Here is a 16,480-nt window from a genome sequence, read left to right as displayed (position 1 = left end):
AAATTTGAACCAGCATTTACAAAACTGACCGGTGGTTCAAGTGGTTTCCGGGCTAATATCCGGTTTGACCGCTGCCGCCACTCCAAAGCCCGATTGCCTGAGGCGCGGCGATGGCTTAGACCGCTTGAAAACCCCTTTGAACGAATGAGAGCGACATGCGCCTGTCCCGTTACTTCCTGCCTGTTCTGAAAGAGACGCCTTCAGAGGCCCAGATCGTCAGCCACCGCTACATGCTGCGGGCCGGCATGATCAAACAGTCCGCCGCCGGGATCTATTCCTGGCTGCCGCTGGGCTTCAAGGTTCTGAAGAAAATCGAAGGCATCGTCCATGAGGAACAGATGCGCGCGGGCCATATCCCGGTGCTGATGCCCACCATGCAATCGGCAGACCTGTGGCGCGAAAGCGGCCGCTATGATGCCTATGGCGAAGAAATGCTGCGCATCACCGACCGGCACGAGCGCGACCTGTTGTTCACACCCACCGCCGAAGAGCTGATCACCGATATCTTCCGCAGCCATGTCAGCAGCTACAAGGATCTGCCGCTGACCATGTACCAGATCCAGTGGAAATTCCGCGACGAGATCCGCCCGCGTTTCGGCGTGATGCGGGGACGCGAATTCTACATGAAGGACGGCTATAACTTCGATCTAACCAAGGAAGACGCGCTGCACGCCTATAACCGTCATCTGGTCAGCTACCTGCGTACCTATGAGCGCATGGGCCTGCAGGCGATCCCGATGCGCGCGGACTCTGGCCCCATTGGCGGCGATGATACGCATGAGTTCCTGGTGCTGGCCGACACAGGCGAGAGCGAAGTGTTCTACGACAGCGCGGTGACCGATATCCGCCTTGGCCAGCGCAATATCGACTATGATGATCACGACCAGTGCCGCGCAGTAATGGAAGAATTCACCGCGCTTTATGCCCGGACCGACGAAACCCATGATGCGACTCTGTTCGACCAGATTCCGGCCGAGCGTCAGCGCAGTGCCCGTGGTATTGAGGTCGGTCAGATCTTCTACTTCGGCACCAAGTATTCCGAACCGATGGGGGCCACGGTGCAAGGCCCCGATGGCAAATCCATCCCTGTACACATGGGCAGCCATGGCATCGGTGTGTCCCGTCTGGTTGGCGCGATCATCGAAGCAAGCCATGACGACAAGGGCATCATCTGGCCCGAAGGCGTGACCCCGTTCCACTGCGGTATCGTCAACCTGAAGCAAGGCGACGAAGAAGCCGACGCGGCCTGTGACAAGATCTATGCCGCGCTGACTGCGGTTGGTCTTGACCCACTGTATGATGACCGCAAGGAACGCGCGGGCGGCAAATTCGCCACCATGGACCTGATCGGTCTGCCCTGGCGTATTACGGTCGGTCCGCGCGGGCTGAAGAACGGCGTGGTGGAACTCACCTCGCGCCGGACTGGCGAAAGCGTGGAACTGCCCCCGGAAGACGCCGTGAAAAGGATCGCCGAGATCTACGCCGAGCACGCCTCGGGCCGCGGCTTCTAAGCGGCGGCGCGCAGAGGGTTGAGGTACTAGGCTGAAACCTCCAAACGCGAGACTGAAATGGAAAAGGGGGGCAGTGATGCCCCCCTTTTTGTATCTATCGCCATTCCTACAGGACGTTGCGCAGCAAACCGAAAAGCTTGCTGCGCACGCGTGCTTAGAGGAAGTCGAAGTTTGCTGCGCTCAGCTCATCAAAGGTCACGCCCTTGATTACCAGCGCATCGCCTTCTCCGAAGTCGAGGATGGTGCGGTTGCCGTGGTCGGTGGCCAGACCGCTCAGATCGTCAAAGCTTTCGACGCCTTCGATGTGCAGCGCGATCGTGTCTTCGTTCGCATCGAAGCCAATGATGCGGTCACGGTCGTAGCCGGTTTGGAACACAAAGAGGTCCGCATCGTGGCCACCATTCATGCGGTCACGGCCAGCGCCACCGTCCAGCACGTCGCTGCCCTTGTTGCCTTTCAGGATGTCGCGACCAGCGCCACCATCCAGAGTGTCGCTACCGCGACCGCCTTTCAGGATGTCGTTACCTTCGCCGCCGGTCAGCATGTCGTTGCCGCTGTTGCCGATCAGGACATCGTTGCCCTCGCCGCCGTCCAGCTCGTCCCAGCCGCCACGGCCGATCAGAACGTCACGGCCACCGGCGCCGTTGACCAGATCATCCACGGAGGAACCACGGAAGAAGTCAAAACCATTGGAGCCTTCGGTCACAGCGTATTCATTGATGTGGATGTCGGCGATTTGCGCGCCGTCACGGGTGAAGTCTGCCGCAACCGCGTCGATGTGTTCACCAAGCGCGTTGGTGCCGCCCAGGATGTTGCCTTCGCCTTCGGGCAGGAAACCTTCATGCGCGCTGACCACGCCACCTTCGGTGGTGCCGGTGTTGGCAGCCATCTGGCCCAGGAGCGGCACTTCTTCTGCGATCTCGGAGTTCACTTCGGTGCCCGCATCCAGCACGTCGCTGCCTGCGAAGGAGATGTTTTGCTCGCCCATAAAGTGGCCGTTTTCGTCGAACAGTTGCAGCGAGTCTGCGGTGCCGACAAAGGCGTCGTTCGAGGGGATGACCATTGCGGCCAGCGACAGGTGACCGTTGGAGGAACCGTCGACGGAGAATTCTGCGGTTGCGGTTTCGCCCGGTGCCAGAATCGGCGGGGTGCCTGCACCCAGCACTGCGCCAGTTACGGCATCCGCGTCTGCGGCCACAACCGCTTCGTTTGCCGGAGCGAAGTTACCGTCTTCGGCCAGGGCTTCCAGAGCAGCCGATGCAGCTTCGCCGGTGTTGTAGAGGTCAAAGCTGCCGTCGTGGGCGGCGAACCAGAAAGGGGTCGTGTAGGTGCCGCCGTGGGCAGAGGTGTTGGTTGCGACGATGCGAAGATCGGTCATTGAGTTATCCTCAGTTTGAATTGAAGTTTGCGCACTTTCTGGGGGAATTGAGGAGATGCCAAGGGGGGGCTCCCTCACAGTCTCTGACGTCGCTGTGATCCTGGGGGTGAAGTCACGGAATGGTTACTTTTCGTCTGGTTAAAGCGCTGAAAATAAACTAAAAAGTAACATTTTTGGCGAGATTTTGTCGCCGATATATTCGGGCATATTTGAATGTATGCAATCGGATGAATCGCTAATGATTTGCAATCATAAGTAGAATTGCGTAGGTGGGGAGCGAGCGTCTTTTGGTGGCTTCCCGAGTGAGAGCAGGGGACCCGCCGCCGCGCGGAACCGTCGCGAGATGGCCAGCCATGAAACCAAAACCGCCTTGGCAATGCAGCCTTGCCTTGACCCTGCACGCCGGACAGCACAGGTTGTCCGCAAATCTCCCGGGCAGGACCACACATGGCCACGACACCTCCGCCGTTTTCACGTTTTGAATGGATGATCGCCTGGCGCTACCTGCGTGCGCGCAGGGCCGAGGGCGGCGTCAGCGTGATGACCTGGATCAGCCTGATCGGGATCACTCTGGCGGTGTTCGCGCTGATCGCCACGTTGTCGGTGCGCTCGGGCTTTCGGTCTGAGTTTGTCGGCACCATCCTGGGCGCCAACGCGCATGTGACGCTCTATTCTCATGGGCAGGTAACGGCAGAAGGTAATATCGACCGGACCTTGGAAGACTACACCGAGATGGCCGCAGCAGCGTCGCAGGTGCCCGGTGTGATCCGCGCTGCGCCGCTGATCAAGGGGCAGGTGATGGCCAACCTGCGCCAGCGCAATGCTGGGGTCGAGGTCTTTGGTATCGCTGCCGCGGATCTGGAGGCCATTCCCGGCGTCGCCCAAAGCGAGGAAAGCCTTGGCGATCTGGAGCGGTTCGGGGATGGCGTGGCGATCGGGTCCGGCGTGGCGCGCGAACTAGGCGTCAGTGTCGGCGACCGGATCAAGCTGATCTCTCCCAACGGGGTCAAGACCCCCTTTGGTACCAGCCCGCGCATCAACGCCTATGAGGTGGTCTATATCTTCACGGCAGGGCGCTATGACATCGACCGCACCCGGCTTTATATGCCGTTTGACGCGGCGCAGGCGTTCTTCAACCGCGAAGGCGTGGCTGACGAGATCGAGGTCATGGTGGCTGACCCGGAAAAGGTCGATCTATTGGTGCTGCCGCTGCTGCGCGCGGCGGGACAGGGGATCGGGGCCTGGACCTGGCGCGATGCCTCTGGCGGGTTCCTGCGCGCGCTGGAGGTGGAGGACAACGTGATGTTTATCATCCTGTCCATTCTGGTGCTGATCGCCACGATGAACATCGTTTCGGGGCTGATCATGCTGGTCAAGAATAAGGGCCGCGATATCGGTATCCTGCGCACCATCGGCCTGAGCGAAGGATCGGTGATGCGGGTGTTCTTCATCTGTGGTGCCTTTACGGGTGTGATTGGTACACTTTGCGGTGTGGTCTTGGGCTGCCTCTTCGCGATCTATATTGATCCGATCTTCTCCTTCGTGAACTACGCGATGGGCGGCGGGGTCTGGGATCCGTCGATCCGGGGCATCTATGCGCTTCCGGCAGAGCTGAACCTGCCAGATGTGCTCTCGGCCGTTGCCCTGTCGCTTGGCCTGTCCTTCGTGGTGACGATCTTTCCGGCGCGGCGGGCGGCCCGGCTGAACCCGGTGGAGGCCCTGCGCTATGAATGATCAGGTATCGCAGGCAGGCGCACTGGCGCTGGAGCTGAAAGGCATCAGCAAGTCCTATAACCGGGGCAGCGCGGCGCAGGTGGATGTCCTGCGGGGCGTCGATCTGGCCTTGAAACCGGGCGAGGTCGTGGCCCTTGTTGCACCGTCTGGCGCAGGCAAGTCGACCCTTCTGCATATCGCCGGTCTGCTGGATACCCCGGACGAGGGCAGCCTGTGCATCGGCGGGCAGGATGTCACCGGGCTGGGCGAGCGGGCGCGCACCGGCCTGCGGCGTAGCGATGTGGGCTTTATCTACCAGTTCCACCACCTGTTGCCCGAATTCACCGCCGCAGAAAACATCGTCCTGCCGCAACTGGCCAATGGCGCCAGTCAGAAGGCGGCTCGGGCGCGTGCGGCAGAGTTGCTGGATCTTGTCGGCCTTTCGGCCCGCGCCGGGCACCGTCCGGCAGCAATGTCCGGGGGCGAGCAGCAGCGGGTTGCCTTTTGCCGGGCTCTGGCCAACCAGCCGCGTGTGCTGCTGGCGGACGAGCCGACCGGAAATCTGGATCCGGGGACGTCGGATCAGGTTTTTGGCGTCTTGATGGATCTGGTGCGCAGTTCTGGCCTGTCGGCGCTGATCGCGACCCATAACCTTGACCTTGCCGCGCGGATGGACCGGGTTTTGCATCTGGAGGACGGGGCGGTGGCGGCCGCGCCGCAATAGGCCCGTGCGCACGCGGCCCCGGTTTCTGGGCGCATCTCTGCCGCCGCCGGTTTACGCTGCAAAACCTGCCGGTTACAGTGCCCCTGACTGAGACGGTTGCGGCCAGAACGACAGGAACGATGCCATGAAGACCAAAACGATCCTTTGCATGCTGCCGCTTGTGGCCGGGCTTGCCGTGGCCTGCACCGAAATCGTCAACAGCATGCCCACCGCGCAGGAAGGACAGATCCTGTTCAATCAGAACTGCGCGCTGTGCCATGGCGAAAATGGTAATCTCGCCCAGCGTGAGACCACGCTTGAAGCGCCCGACCTGCGCAAGATCAACGCGCGCCATGACGGTGCGTTCCCGCGCGCTGCAGTGCTGTCGCAGATCGATGGCTACGGACGCGGCAAGGTCAGCGCCGAATACATGCCAGAATTCGGCGCCCTGCTGGAAGGCGAGCTGATTCCGGTTGAGGTCGAAGGCACCCTGACGCCGACACCGCGCCCGCTGGCCGCGCTGATGACCTATCTCGAAAGCATCCAGGCCGAAGGCTGAGCCGCAGCATATGCCTCAGCTACAGATGCCGCGCAGATCGGCGCCTTTCCAGGGCAGGTAGACGTCGCTCTGGCGGCTTTGCGGCAGGTCCGAAACCGGCATCACATCCTTCAGCATGGTATGCAGACGCTGGGTGCGGGCGCCCTGCGGCGCCAACGCGCGGCAACAGACGTATTCCTCGACGATGGCGCCTTGTTGTTCATAGCCATAGCTCAGGAAATCGGGGCTCTGGTCCAGCTCGAACAGATAGGGATCGGGGTTGCCGCGATGCTCGGCTGCGGCCCGCAGTGGGGTATATCCGGTGCGGGCCCGGTTCTGCCATTGCCAGACATGGGTCACCTCATGGGCCAGCAGCATCGCCTCCACCAGATACAGGCGCTCGGGGTAGGCGGGCAGGTAATTCTCGGTGTACCAGTCGCGGATATAATAGATCCGGTTGAACAGCGTCACCGCTGCGGGGGAGGATGTGACGATCTCGTCCTTCACTGGCGGCAGGATACGTTCGCGGCAGGCCACGCGCGGGCGCGGTTTGCGGCGGAAGGTGGTCGCCGCCACCGGCGCACCATCCATGATGCGTACCTTTTCCGGCTTCAGGTCGCTGCCGTGAATGTCCGACAGAAAGGCACGCTCCTGCTGCGTCAGCTCGCGCCCGCAGGAGGCGAGGATCAGGGCAATCAGGAAAAGACGCAGGATCATGAGGTCACGCTAGCGCAGCAAGGAAGGGCGGTATAGCCGTTTTGCGCCTCACCTCAGGCGGCAAAGAAGCTGGCGGTGGCGGTGGCGACCAGTTTGCCGCTGTCCTCTTCGCTCATCTCGGCGCGGGCAAAGACCAGCGCCTTGCCCGCCCGCACTACCTGCGCACGGCAGAGGATCGCGCTGCCCACCCCGGGGCGCAGGAATTGCGTGTGCAGATCGGTGGTTGCCAGCGGGCGCACGCCGCCCTGATGGGCAAAGGCCGCCAGGACCATCGAAGTATCGGCCAGCGCCGCCAACGCCTGCCCCGAGACGATCCCGCCCATGCGGGCAAGGTTCGGCGTCAGCGGCATGCGCAGGGTGGTCTGTTCCGGGCTGGCCTCGGTCACCGTCAGATCCAGCGCCTGCACCCAATCGGCAAAGCCTTCGGCCAGAACGGATTGCAGATCCGCGGGGGTCATGGTGGCGGTCATTTCTGTCTCCCTGTTTTGGCCGGAGGTTAGCCGCTGCCCCGCGCGAAAGCCACGGTGATTTCAGGCAGCCTAGGGAGGAGGGAAGTCAAGATGCACCGCTTGCCGGGTACCCCTTGGGGCGTGGCGCTTAGCGGCCCGGCCCGCGCCTGACCTTACATCCGGGAGTTCACGCCGGATCCCGAAGGGACAAACAGTCCGGGGGACTGTTTGAGGCGAGAACGGGCGGAGCCCTGCGCCGCGACAGCTACCCCAAGATACATCGCCAGCAAGGTGGCCCCATGGGACGTGGGGCATAGCGGCACGGCCCGCGCCTGACCTTACATCCGGGAGTTCACGCCGGATCCCGAAGGGGCAAACAGTCCGGGGGACTGTTTGAGGCAAGAACGGGCGGAGCCCCACGCTGCAACACCTGCCCCAAGATGCAGTGCCTGCAGGGTATCCCCTTGGGGCGTGGCGCGCAGCGGTACGGCCCGCGCCTGACCTTCCCCCCGGGAAGGCGCTTCACGCCTCCCCAAGGTCAGGCACGGGCCTATTGTGAGGAACGGATATTCCAATGCTCATTGTTTATTCGGATGGCAACCTTGGCCAGTTCGGTACACATTGAAAAAAGAGTGTTTGGTTTAACATTTTTTTTCTCGATTGCGGAAAGGGTCTTGCTCAGATCGCGCTCTGTAGGAGCAATGATGGTTCTTTCAGCAGTCAGTGCGTTTATTGCATTAACTCTCTTAACGAGAGCCACTGAATTACAGACTTGCGAAGGGCGCTCTGAAAACAACTGCTCGAAGGGCGGTTTTTCGGTGTCACCGAAAAGAAGAATGTCTTTTGCCAGAGGGAAAAAACACAGTATCCGAGTGCTCGGCAACGGTAATCCGCTACGCCACTTTCCGCGTTCTCGTTTTACAGAAAAGTATACTATGGGGTTATCGCTGCTTACCAGGCTGATTGGTGTGTCTAATCGAATGGTGCGGTAGGCGACGTCTTTCAGAGCATTCATGACGCCCAGGCCAAGATGTTTGCTAGACTGAAGTCCGATTTTGATCTTAGCATCAACGTCGCCTGATCGGGCTTGTTCTAGTAATTTTAAGCCGACATCATGCACGCCATAGGCTCTCAAAGCTGCATTATCTTTAGGAGAAAATTGCATTAAGAGATCACTCATCAATTGGCGCAACACAGGCGAGCGAATGACTTGCAAATTCATGAAAGCGATTGCGTGATTAATGCTATCTGTAGTTTGGACACCAGACCGCAGTTGCGCAATGGTTGCAGGATAGTCTGCCTCAAAATTGGAAAAGAAAGATTCTATGGTCTTTCTATCCAATCCTCCTGCCGGAGTGAGTGCCGTATTGAAATCTGTCCTGACCGCCACATTGATAGGTTGTGTGGTAAACGTTTTTCTCGTAAATTTGTCGTGGACCCAAACGCAGTTGCCTTCTTGAATGAAGTGCTTCTGATATGTCTCTGCAAGGATGTGATGTCGCTTGGGTTCACTCACACATCCAGCTCCTCCACGAACTTCGCGTTCTCCTGAATATACTGGAACCGCAGTTCGGGTTTCTTGCCCATCAGACGCTCCACCAGATCGCCGGTCTCTCCCGGTTCGTCCTCGTCAATCGTCACCCGGATCAATTTCCGGGTCTTGGGGTCCATCGTGGTCTCTTTCAGGTCCTTGGCATCCATTTCACCCAGACCCTTGAAGCGGGAAACATCGATCTTGCCTTTGCCGCCCAGACCCTTTTCCAGCCATTTGTCCCGCTCGGCCTCATCCAGGCAATAGACCCGTTTCGCGCCTTGCGTCAGGCGGAACAGGGGCGGGCAGGCGAGGTAGAGGTGACCGCCATCGATCAGTGGCCGCATCTGGGTGAAGAAGAAGGTCATCAGCAGCGATGCGATATGCGCGCCGTCGACATCCGCATCGGTCATGATGATGATCTTGTCATAGCGCAGATCATCGAGGTTGAACTTGGTGCCAAGGCCAACCCCCAGCGCCTCGCAAAGGTCACTGATTTCCTGGTTTGATCCCAGCTTGTTTGACGCCGCACCAAGGACGTTCAGGATTTTGCCCTTCAGCGGCAAGAGCGCCTGATATTCGCGGCTGCGCGCGCCCTTGCCCGAGCCACCGGCCGAGTCGCCCTCCACGATGAAGAGTTCGGTGCCGCGCCGGTCTTTTGACGTGCAATCGGTCAGCTTGCCCGGCAGGCGCAGCTTCTTGGTGGCGCTCTTGCGCTGGGTCTCCTTCTCCTGCTTGCGGCGCAGGCGTTCCTCGGCCCGCAGGATCAGGAAATCGAGGATGGCGCCCGCGGATTTGGTATCGGCGGCCAACCAGTTGTCAAAGTGGTCGCGGACCGAGTTTTCCACCATCTTGCTGGCGCTTTCGGTCGACAGGCGGTCCTTGGTCTGGCCGACGAATGCGGGGTCCGCGATAAAGCAGGAAACCAGCGCGCAGCCCCCGGTCATCAGATCTTCGCGCGAGATTTGCGTGGCCTTCTTGTTGCCGACCAGCTCGCCATAGGCCTTGATGCCCTTCAGGATCGCGGCCCAGAAACCGGCGACATGGGTGCCGCCTTCGGGGGTGGGGACGGTGTTACAGTAGCTCTGGATGAAGCCGTCGCGGGCAGGCGTCCAGTTGATCGCCCATTCCACATAGCCCGGCTCACCGAATTTTTCGCGGAACTCCACCTTGCCGCCAAAGGGCGCATCGGCATAGGTCGTGGCCTTGCCCAGCACCTCGGAGAGGTAATCCCTGAGCCCGCCGGGGAAGTGGAAGGTCGCCTCGGTCGGGGTTTCGCCGTCGTCGATGGCGGATTTCCAGCGGATTTCCACGCCCGAGAAGAGGTAGGCCTTGGAGCGCACCAGCGTCATCAGCCGCTTGGGCTTGAAGCGGTGCGAGCCAAAGATCTGCTCATCCGCGTGGAAGGTGACCGATGTGCCGCGCCGGTTGGGGGCCGCGCCGACCTTTTCCACCGGCCCCTGCGGAATCCCGCGGGAGAAGCGCTGTTCGAACAGTTCCTTGTTCTTGGCCACCTGCACGACCATCAGATCAGACAGGGCGTTCACCACCGAGGAGCCAACCCCGTGCAGGCCGCCCGAGGTCTGATAGGCCTTGCCCGAGAATTTGCCGCCCGCGTGCAGGGTACAGAGGATCACCTCAAGCGCGGATTTGTCGGGAAACTTGGGGTGCGGGTCGATCGGGATGCCGCGGCCGTTGTCACGGATGGTAACCGAGTAATCGGCGTGCAACTCCACCTCGATCCGGTTGGCATGGCCGGCGACGGCCTCGTCCATCGAGTTGTCGAGGATCTCGGCCACCATGTGGTGCAGCGCGCGTTCGTCAGTGCCGCCGATATACATGCCGGGCCGCTGGCGGACGGGTTCAAGCCCCTCCAGAACCTCGATCGAGGAGGCGTCATAGGTTTCGGCGTCAGGCGTGCTCAGGAGATCGTTGGGCATCTGTTTCGGGCTGCTCTTGGTTGCTTTTGGTTAAGGGGCATTATGGCAGGTGTCAGCGCCGCGGGGAAGAGGGCGACGGGGCCTGTGGATAACCCTGCGGCGCTGTGCCATGTAAGGAGGCAAATCGCGCGAGAGAGGGAACGGGCATGAGCAAGGGTGATGGGCTGGACCCAAAGGACTGGACCGCATTCTGTGCCGAGGCGCACCGGATGCTGGAGGCATCGCTGGACCAACTGGAACAGATCCGTGACCGTCCCTGGCAACCGGTTCCCGAAGATCTGCCTGCGCGCTATCGGATCGGGCAGGGCGGTGATCTGGTGGGACGGATCGAGCAGGATGTATTGCCCCATCATGGTGGCAATGTGCATCCCCGGTTCTGGGGCTGGGTGCAGGGCTCTGGGCTGGCCTCCGATTTGATCGCGGGCATGGCGGGCGCGGTGGTCAATGCCAATGTCGGCGGGCGCGATCACGGCGCGGTCTATATGGAGCGCGCTGTGATCGACTGGACCCGCCGCCGGATGGGGATGCCAGAGGGCGCCAGTGGCGTTCTGACCACGGGCACGTCGCAGGCAACGGTGATTGCCTTTCAGGCCGCGCGGGTGCGGGCCTTGCCCGAGGTGCGGCAGACAGGGCAGGGCGCGGTGCGGCTCACGGCCTATGCAGGCGTCGGGGTGCATAATGCGACCCGCAAGGCGCTGGAGCTGATCGGGGTTGGCGCGGAGAACCTGCGGCAGGTGCCACTGGTGGACGGGCAGATGGACCCCGCGGCGCTGGCCGACATGATCGCGGCGGACCGGGAAGCAGGTGCGGTGCCCTTCCTTCTTGTCGGGACTGCTGGCTCTGTGGATCTGGGCCTGTTCGACGATCTCGAATCCCTTGCGGATCTGGCAGTGGATCACGGGCTGTGGCTGCATGTGGACGGGGCCTTTGGCGCCTGGACGCGCATCGCGGCAGAGCCATGGCGCGGCCTGAGCAACGGGATCGGGCGGGCCGACAGTATAGCGCTCGATTTCCATAAATGGATGTATGTGGGCTATGACTGCGGTCTGGTTTTGATCGCGGATGAGGCCGCCCATCGCGCCGCCTTTGCCGCCCGCCCAGCCTATCTGGAAGGCGGTGAACGCGGGTTGGCAGGCGGCGATCCGTGGTTCTGCGACTATGGCATCGATCTGTCACGCGGCAATCGGGGCCTCAAGGTCTGGTGCGCGCTGGAAATGCATGGTGAAGAGGCGCTTGCTGCAGCGATCACCGACAACTGCCGACTTGCGGCTCTGATGGCCGATGAGGTCGAGAAACAGCCGCGCATGGCGCTGGGCGCTGCGGTGGTGTCGAACGTCTGCGTCTTCACCGCGCGGAAGGATCTGCCTGCTGCGGAGCAAACGCGGCTTAATACTGCAATCGCCCAGGACCTGCAGGAAAGCGGCGAAGCGGTATTTTCCACCACACGCATGGGGGACCGGGTCCTGCTGCGCGCCGCGCTGACGAACCACCGCACGCGGGACGAGGATATCACTGCGGCCATTGCCGCGGTGGCGCGCCGGGCAGAACTGTCCGATTTGTGATCACTTCGTTTCGGCTTTGCCTCTTTCCCCGGCGCTGCGGTTGGTTAAGCTGCCGCAAAGCAAGAGGAGAGTGCATATGGCGTGGATCAGAACCGTCCCCTTTGACGAGGCCACCGGGAAGCTGAAGAAACTTTATGATCGGGTGACCGGGCCGGGCGGCAATGTCGATAACATCATGATGGTGCACAGCCTGCGCCCGCATTCGATGGAAGGGCATATGGCGATCTACAAGAACGTCCTGCACCATACCGGCAATACCATTCCCAAGTGGTTCTTGGAGGTGCTTGGCGTCTGGGTTTCTTCTCTGAATGACTGTGCCTATTGCGTGGAGCATCACTTTGCCGGGCTGCAGCGCCTGTTGCAGGACGAAGAACGCGGTCTGGCTATCCGGGCTGCGATCGAGGCGCGCGATCCCGAGGCGGCACCGCTGGAGCCTGCGCAGAAGGTTGCGATGGGCTATGCGCGCAAGCTGACCGAGGCGCCTGCGAGTGTTGAGCAATCCGACATTCAGGCGATGCGCAATGCCGGGTTTGACGATGGGGAGATCCTCGAAATCAATCAGGTCACAGCCTATTTTTCCTACGCCAACCGGACCGTTCTGGGGCTTGGCTGCTCGACCGATGGCGATGTGCTGGGCCTCAGCCCCAACAATTCGGAAGATCCGAACGACTGGGGGCACAAGTAAGCCGCGACAAGACGCAAGACAGATGCGCCTGCGATCCAGTCCCGCGTCAGACGCTCTGCTCTGACCATGTCAGGATCGCATGGCTCATCTCATCGGGTCTTTGATGGTGCAGCCAGTGATCGCAGCCCTTCAGGGTGATGCGTGTCAGGTTGGGGGCGAAATCCTCAAGCCCCTCGGTCGCTTCCGGCAAAAGGGCGCTGTCATCCGCGCCCCAGATCAGCAGATGCGGCTGGGGAACCTGCAACCGGTTCAGCGGCAGGTCCGGCATTGGGATCGGGCTGCCGGGCTGGGCCAGTTGCAAGGGCGAGGCCCGGTACCAGTTCACCATGCCGCGAAGGCGGCCGGGGCGGGACCATTCCACCTTGTAGACCTTCAGCCGTTCACCGCTGAGCCAGCTCATATCCATCGGGGCACCAAACAGCGCTAGCAGCTTTTCGAAATCATTGGCCATTAGATCTGCCTCCGATCCGTCGCGCCGCAGGTCGGCGATTATACTGCGAGGCGGCGGCCTGTGGTCCACCGGCAGCCAGCGCCCGCTGGAAGGGCACCGGGTGCACACCATTGGCGATGATCAGTCGAGACACCAGATTGGGTCGGAACATCGCCAGACCATAGGCCACTGCTGCACCCCAGTCGTGTCCCAGCACGGTGACCGGGGCGCCGGACGAAGGGATCAGATCCGCCATGTCGGCAACCAATCTGGAAGTGGCATAGTCGCCTACGTCCTGCGGCGCCCAGCTTTGGCCATATCCGCGCTGATCCGGTGCGATGCAGTAAAACCTGTGGCACAGGCGTTCGGCCAGTTCCTGCCAGGCGCCGCCATATTCGGGAAACCCGTGCAGCATCAGCAGTGGCGGCAGGGCAGGGTCGCCCCAGCGGCGGACGAAAAAGGCTTTGCCGTTCAGTGTCTCGAAACCTGCCTGCATGCTGAAATCCTCCGCGCTATCAAGAACAGGCTGATGCCAGACCGCACAGGGCGCAACGATTTCGTCACGTGACAGCCAATTTGCGCCGGTCCTTTGATACAGGTCAGCGCGCTCGCGTAGCAAAGCCGGTAAGCTGGCGGCAAATGTGATTGTAAGGAGTTCCATATGTCCACACCCCCCGCACAGCCAGTTCCCGCAGGGCCAGCCGCCGCGAACACCAGCACCCCCCAGCCAAGCGCTACGCCGCGCCCGCCCGCGCCTGAGGAAATCCGCCGCGCCTTTGAAAGCGGCAAGTACCCCTATGCCCGCAAAATGGCCCGCAAAGCCTATGAAGAAGAGAAGGCAAAGCTGCAGGCGGAGCTTCTGAAGGTTCAGCACTGGGCGCTGGAGACCGGGGAAAAGTTCGTCATGCTGTTCGAAGGGCGTGATGCGGCGGGCAAGGGCGGCACGATCAAACGTTTTACCGAGCACCTGAACCCCCGCCATGCACGCGTCGTGGCGCTGAACAAGCCGACCGACGAAGAGCGCGGGCAATGGTATTTCCAACGCTACCTGCAACACCTGCCCACCAGCGGCGAGATCGTGCTTTATGACCGCTCCTGGTACAATCGCGCCGGGGTCGAGCGGGTGATGGGCTTTTGCGAGCCGAGCGAATATCTGGAGTTCATGCGCCAAACACCGGATCTGGAACAGATGCTGGTGCGCTCGGGTATCCGGCTATACAAGTACTGGTTCTCGGTGACGCAGGACGAACAGCTGCGCCGGTTCAAATCGCGCGAGACTGACCCGCTGAAACAGTGGAAGCTGTCACCGATCGACAAGGCCTCGCTGGACAAATGGGATGACTATACCGAGGCGAAAGAGGCGATGTTCTTTTACACCGACACCGCAGATGCGCCGTGGACGGTGGTGAAATCCAACTGCAAGAAACGGGCGCGGCTGAACTGCATGCGCCATTTCCTCAGCACGCTGGATTATCCTGGAAAGGACCCTGAAATCGCCACGGCGCCGGATCCGCTGATCATCGGTCAGGCACATCATGTGATCCACCGCTCGGACCATATTCTAGGGAAGGCGCTGCACCCCAATTCCCGGCTGCGCTGACCTTTGCCGATCCACCTTGGCGCGGCGGGATGCCGTCTTGTTGGGGGCGGGGCTTGCGGCTAAACCAAAGGACATGAAAACGCTGCAAAAACGCCTTGCAGGGCCGGTCTTTGCCACCTGCGCCGCTCTTGCGCCTGCTGCTGTGCAGGCGCATCCGCATATCTTTGTGGATACCGGTTTGGCGGTGCAGATTGGCGCGGGCGGAGCGCTTGAGGCGGTCGAGGTCACTTGGGCCTACGACGAATTCTATTCGCTGCTGATTTTCGAGGATCTGGGGCTGGACCCGGATGCGGACGGCGTCCTGACCGATGATGAGCTGGCACGTCTCAAGGGCTTTGATCTCAAGTGGAGCGCAGGCTATGCCGGGGACACCTACCTGACCCGGAACGAGGCGCCGCTGGCCCTGACGGCGCCAGAACACCTGTCGACCGAAGTGGTGGACGGGCGGATCACCACCCGCCACCGGCGCGGGCTGAAGGCGCCGGTCCCGGCGGAGGCCGTTGTGATCCGGGCCTATGATCCCACTTACTACACGGCCTATACGGTCAACCAGGGCGTCTCGGTCGGGGCAGGGTGTCGGGCCGAAATCACCGAACCGGATCTCGACCGTGCATACACGCTGGTCGAAGAGCTGCTGTATGCCATGCCTGCTGATCAGGCCGAGGCCGCCTATCCGGAGGTCGGAGAGGCCTTTGCCGATACGGTCCGTCTGATCTGCGGAGACTGAGATGCGAGTCCTTACAGCACTCGCCGCACTCGCGGTCCTTGTCATTGCAATCTGGCTTTGGGGGTTTGGCGGCGCGCAGGATGTGGCGCGCTGGGCGGTTTCTGGCCAGCGCGAGGCGCAATCGGCGCTGGCGCGGGGCCTGCGGGCGCTGAAGGCCGGTCAACCGGGTGCGCTGATCTCGCTTTTGTCACTCTGTTTCGCATACGGGTTCTTTCACGCAGCAGGGCCGGGGCACGGGAAGCTGGTGATCGGCGGCTACGGTATGGACCGCTCGGTGGCCATGGGGCGGTTGGCGGCGCTGGCGGTGGCCTCCTCGCTGGCGCAGGCGGCGACGGCGGTTGTGCTGGTCGCAGGCGGCCTGACCGTGATGGACTGGGGCCGGGAGCGCATGACCAGCATCGCAGAGGAGGTCCTGGCGCCGCTGTCCTATGGTCTGATCGCGCTGGTGGGCGTGTACCTGTTCCAGCGCGGGACGCGCCGCCTGCTGCGCCTGCGCCAAAGTCCTTCTGCTGCGAAGGTGGATGGGCTGGTCGCGGCCTGTGACCACGGCCATATGCACAGCCACGACCATGATCACGATCATTCAGCAGATGCCTGCCCAAGCTGCGGTCACCGGCATGGCCCGACGTTGGAAGAGGCGGCACAGGTTCACGGGCTGCGCGATGCGCTGGCGATTATCGGCGCGGTGGCGCTGCGTCCCTGTACCGGTGCGGTGTTCCTTCTCTTGGTGACATGGCGCATGGATGTGCTGCCCGCGGGGATCGCCGGTGCCTTTGCCATGGGGCTTGGCACGGCCAGTGTGACTGTGGCGGTGGCCATTGCCTCGGTCAGCCTGCGACAGGGTGCACTGGACCGGATGCAGGGGCGCCGCGCGCTGGCTCTGGCGGCGGGGCTTGAATTGCTGGCCGGAGGGGTAATCGCGCTTCTGGCAGTTCAGATCATGTTGCGGGCGATCTGATCTGTCGTTCTGATCAGCCCCGCCAGCCGGTTGCTCCG

16 protein-coding genes are annotated in these 16,480 nt (G+C 61.7%); 9 read left to right on the top strand and 7 right to left on the bottom strand.

What is annotated here, in order from left to right:
* Positions 1-155: 155 nt before the first annotated feature.
* Complete coding sequence (gene proS, locus JL2886_RS03455; RefSeq protein WP_065270737.1) at positions 156-1,511, top strand: proline--tRNA ligase; 1,356 nt, start codon at positions 156-158, stop codon at positions 1,509-1,511.
* Between the two features lie 154 nt (positions 1,512-1,665).
* On the opposite strand, the gene JL2886_RS19140 is transcribed toward proS, so the two are convergent.
* Positions 1,666-2,889, bottom strand: coding sequence for a spondin domain-containing protein (locus JL2886_RS19140; RefSeq protein WP_082995990.1), 1,224 nt, complete (start codon positions 2,887-2,889; stop codon positions 1,666-1,668).
* Between the two features lie 447 nt (positions 2,890-3,336).
* On the opposite strand from JL2886_RS19140, the gene JL2886_RS03445 reads away from it, so the two are divergent.
* From JL2886_RS03445 to JL2886_RS03435, 3 genes are all read left to right on the top strand, one after another.
* On the top strand, positions 3,337-4,623 hold the full coding sequence (locus JL2886_RS03445; RefSeq protein ID WP_065270736.1) for a lipoprotein-releasing ABC transporter permease subunit: 1,287 nt from the start codon (positions 3,337-3,339) through the stop codon (positions 4,621-4,623).
* Complete coding sequence (locus JL2886_RS03440; protein WP_065270735.1) at positions 4,616-5,326, top strand: ABC transporter ATP-binding protein; 711 nt, start codon at positions 4,616-4,618, stop codon at positions 5,324-5,326. The genes JL2886_RS03445 and JL2886_RS03440 overlap by 8 nt, the downstream gene beginning before the upstream one ends.
* Before the next feature lie 124 nt (positions 5,327-5,450).
* Positions 5,451-5,864: a c-type cytochrome gene (locus JL2886_RS03435; RefSeq protein ID WP_065270734.1), complete on the top strand. Its 414-nt coding sequence runs from the start codon at positions 5,451-5,453 to the stop codon at positions 5,862-5,864.
* Between the two features lie 15 nt (positions 5,865-5,879).
* Here JL2886_RS03435 and JL2886_RS03430 read toward each other — a convergent pair whose 3' ends face one another.
* The 4 genes from JL2886_RS03430 to parE all read right to left on the bottom strand — a co-directional run bounded on the left by JL2886_RS03430 (position 5,880) and on the right by parE (position 10,480).
* On the bottom strand, positions 5,880-6,560 hold the full coding sequence (locus tag JL2886_RS03430; protein WP_065270733.1) for a hypothetical protein: 681 nt from the start codon (positions 6,558-6,560) through the stop codon (positions 5,880-5,882).
* A gap of 53 nt (positions 6,561-6,613) precedes the next feature.
* Positions 6,614-7,030 carry a PaaI family thioesterase gene (locus JL2886_RS03425; RefSeq protein WP_082995989.1) on the bottom strand — a complete coding sequence of 139 codons (417 nt, stop codon included), beginning with the start codon at positions 7,028-7,030 and terminating at the stop codon, positions 6,614-6,616.
* A gap of 529 nt (positions 7,031-7,559) precedes the next feature.
* The gene (locus JL2886_RS19135; protein ID WP_082995988.1) at positions 7,560-8,525 is read right to left on the bottom strand and encodes a DUF4238 domain-containing protein; all 966 of its coding nucleotides are present in this window, start codon (positions 8,523-8,525) and stop codon (positions 7,560-7,562) included.
* Entirely contained in the window at positions 8,522-10,480 is a 1,959-nt protein-coding gene (gene parE / locus JL2886_RS03420) for a DNA topoisomerase IV subunit B (RefSeq protein ID WP_065270732.1), read from the bottom strand. The genes JL2886_RS19135 and parE overlap by 4 nt, the downstream gene beginning before the upstream one ends.
* A 146-nt stretch (positions 10,481-10,626) precedes the next feature.
* On the opposite strand from parE, the gene JL2886_RS03415 reads away from it, so the two are divergent.
* Entirely contained in the window at positions 10,627-12,042 is a 1,416-nt protein-coding gene (locus JL2886_RS03415) for a pyridoxal phosphate-dependent decarboxylase family protein (RefSeq protein WP_065270731.1), read from the top strand.
* Between the two features lie 76 nt (positions 12,043-12,118).
* Positions 12,119-12,727: a carboxymuconolactone decarboxylase family protein gene (locus JL2886_RS03410; protein WP_065270730.1), complete on the top strand. Its 609-nt coding sequence runs from the start codon at positions 12,119-12,121 to the stop codon at positions 12,725-12,727.
* 46 nt (positions 12,728-12,773) lie between these two features.
* On the opposite strand, the gene JL2886_RS19830 is transcribed toward JL2886_RS03410, so the two are convergent.
* On the bottom strand, positions 12,774-13,178 hold the full coding sequence (locus JL2886_RS19830) for an alpha/beta fold hydrolase (protein ID WP_335645294.1): 405 nt from the start codon (positions 13,176-13,178) through the stop codon (positions 12,774-12,776).
* Complete coding sequence (locus tag JL2886_RS19825; RefSeq protein WP_335645293.1) at positions 13,168-13,653, bottom strand: alpha/beta fold hydrolase; 486 nt, start codon at positions 13,651-13,653, stop codon at positions 13,168-13,170. The genes JL2886_RS19830 and JL2886_RS19825 overlap by 11 nt, the downstream gene beginning before the upstream one ends.
* A 165-nt stretch (positions 13,654-13,818) precedes the next feature.
* Between JL2886_RS19825 and ppk2 the strand changes: the two genes are divergently transcribed.
* The 3 genes from ppk2 (at position 13,819) to JL2886_RS03390 (ending at position 16,442) form a co-directional block, all read left to right on the top strand.
* Positions 13,819-14,757, top strand: coding sequence for a polyphosphate kinase 2 (ppk2, locus tag JL2886_RS03400; RefSeq protein WP_065270729.1), 939 nt, complete (start codon positions 13,819-13,821; stop codon positions 14,755-14,757).
* Positions 14,758-14,830: 73 nt separating this feature from the next.
* Positions 14,831-15,484, top strand: a complete 654-nt coding sequence (locus JL2886_RS03395; RefSeq protein ID WP_082995987.1) for a DUF1007 family protein — start codon at positions 14,831-14,833, stop codon at positions 15,482-15,484.
* A gap of 1 nt (position 15,485) precedes the next feature.
* Positions 15,486-16,442, top strand: coding sequence for a nickel/cobalt transporter (locus tag JL2886_RS03390; protein ID WP_065270728.1), 957 nt, complete (start codon positions 15,486-15,488; stop codon positions 16,440-16,442).
* Positions 16,443-16,480 lie beyond the last annotated feature (38 nt).

The sequence above is a fragment of the Phaeobacter gallaeciensis genome (genome assembly GCF_001678945.1).
In the GTDB taxonomy this organism is placed as follows: Bacteria; Pseudomonadota; Alphaproteobacteria; order Rhodobacterales; family Rhodobacteraceae; genus Phycobacter; species Phycobacter gallaeciensis_A.
Note: the sequence above shows the minus strand (reverse complement) of the source record. Positions and strands in the feature narration are given on the sequence as shown.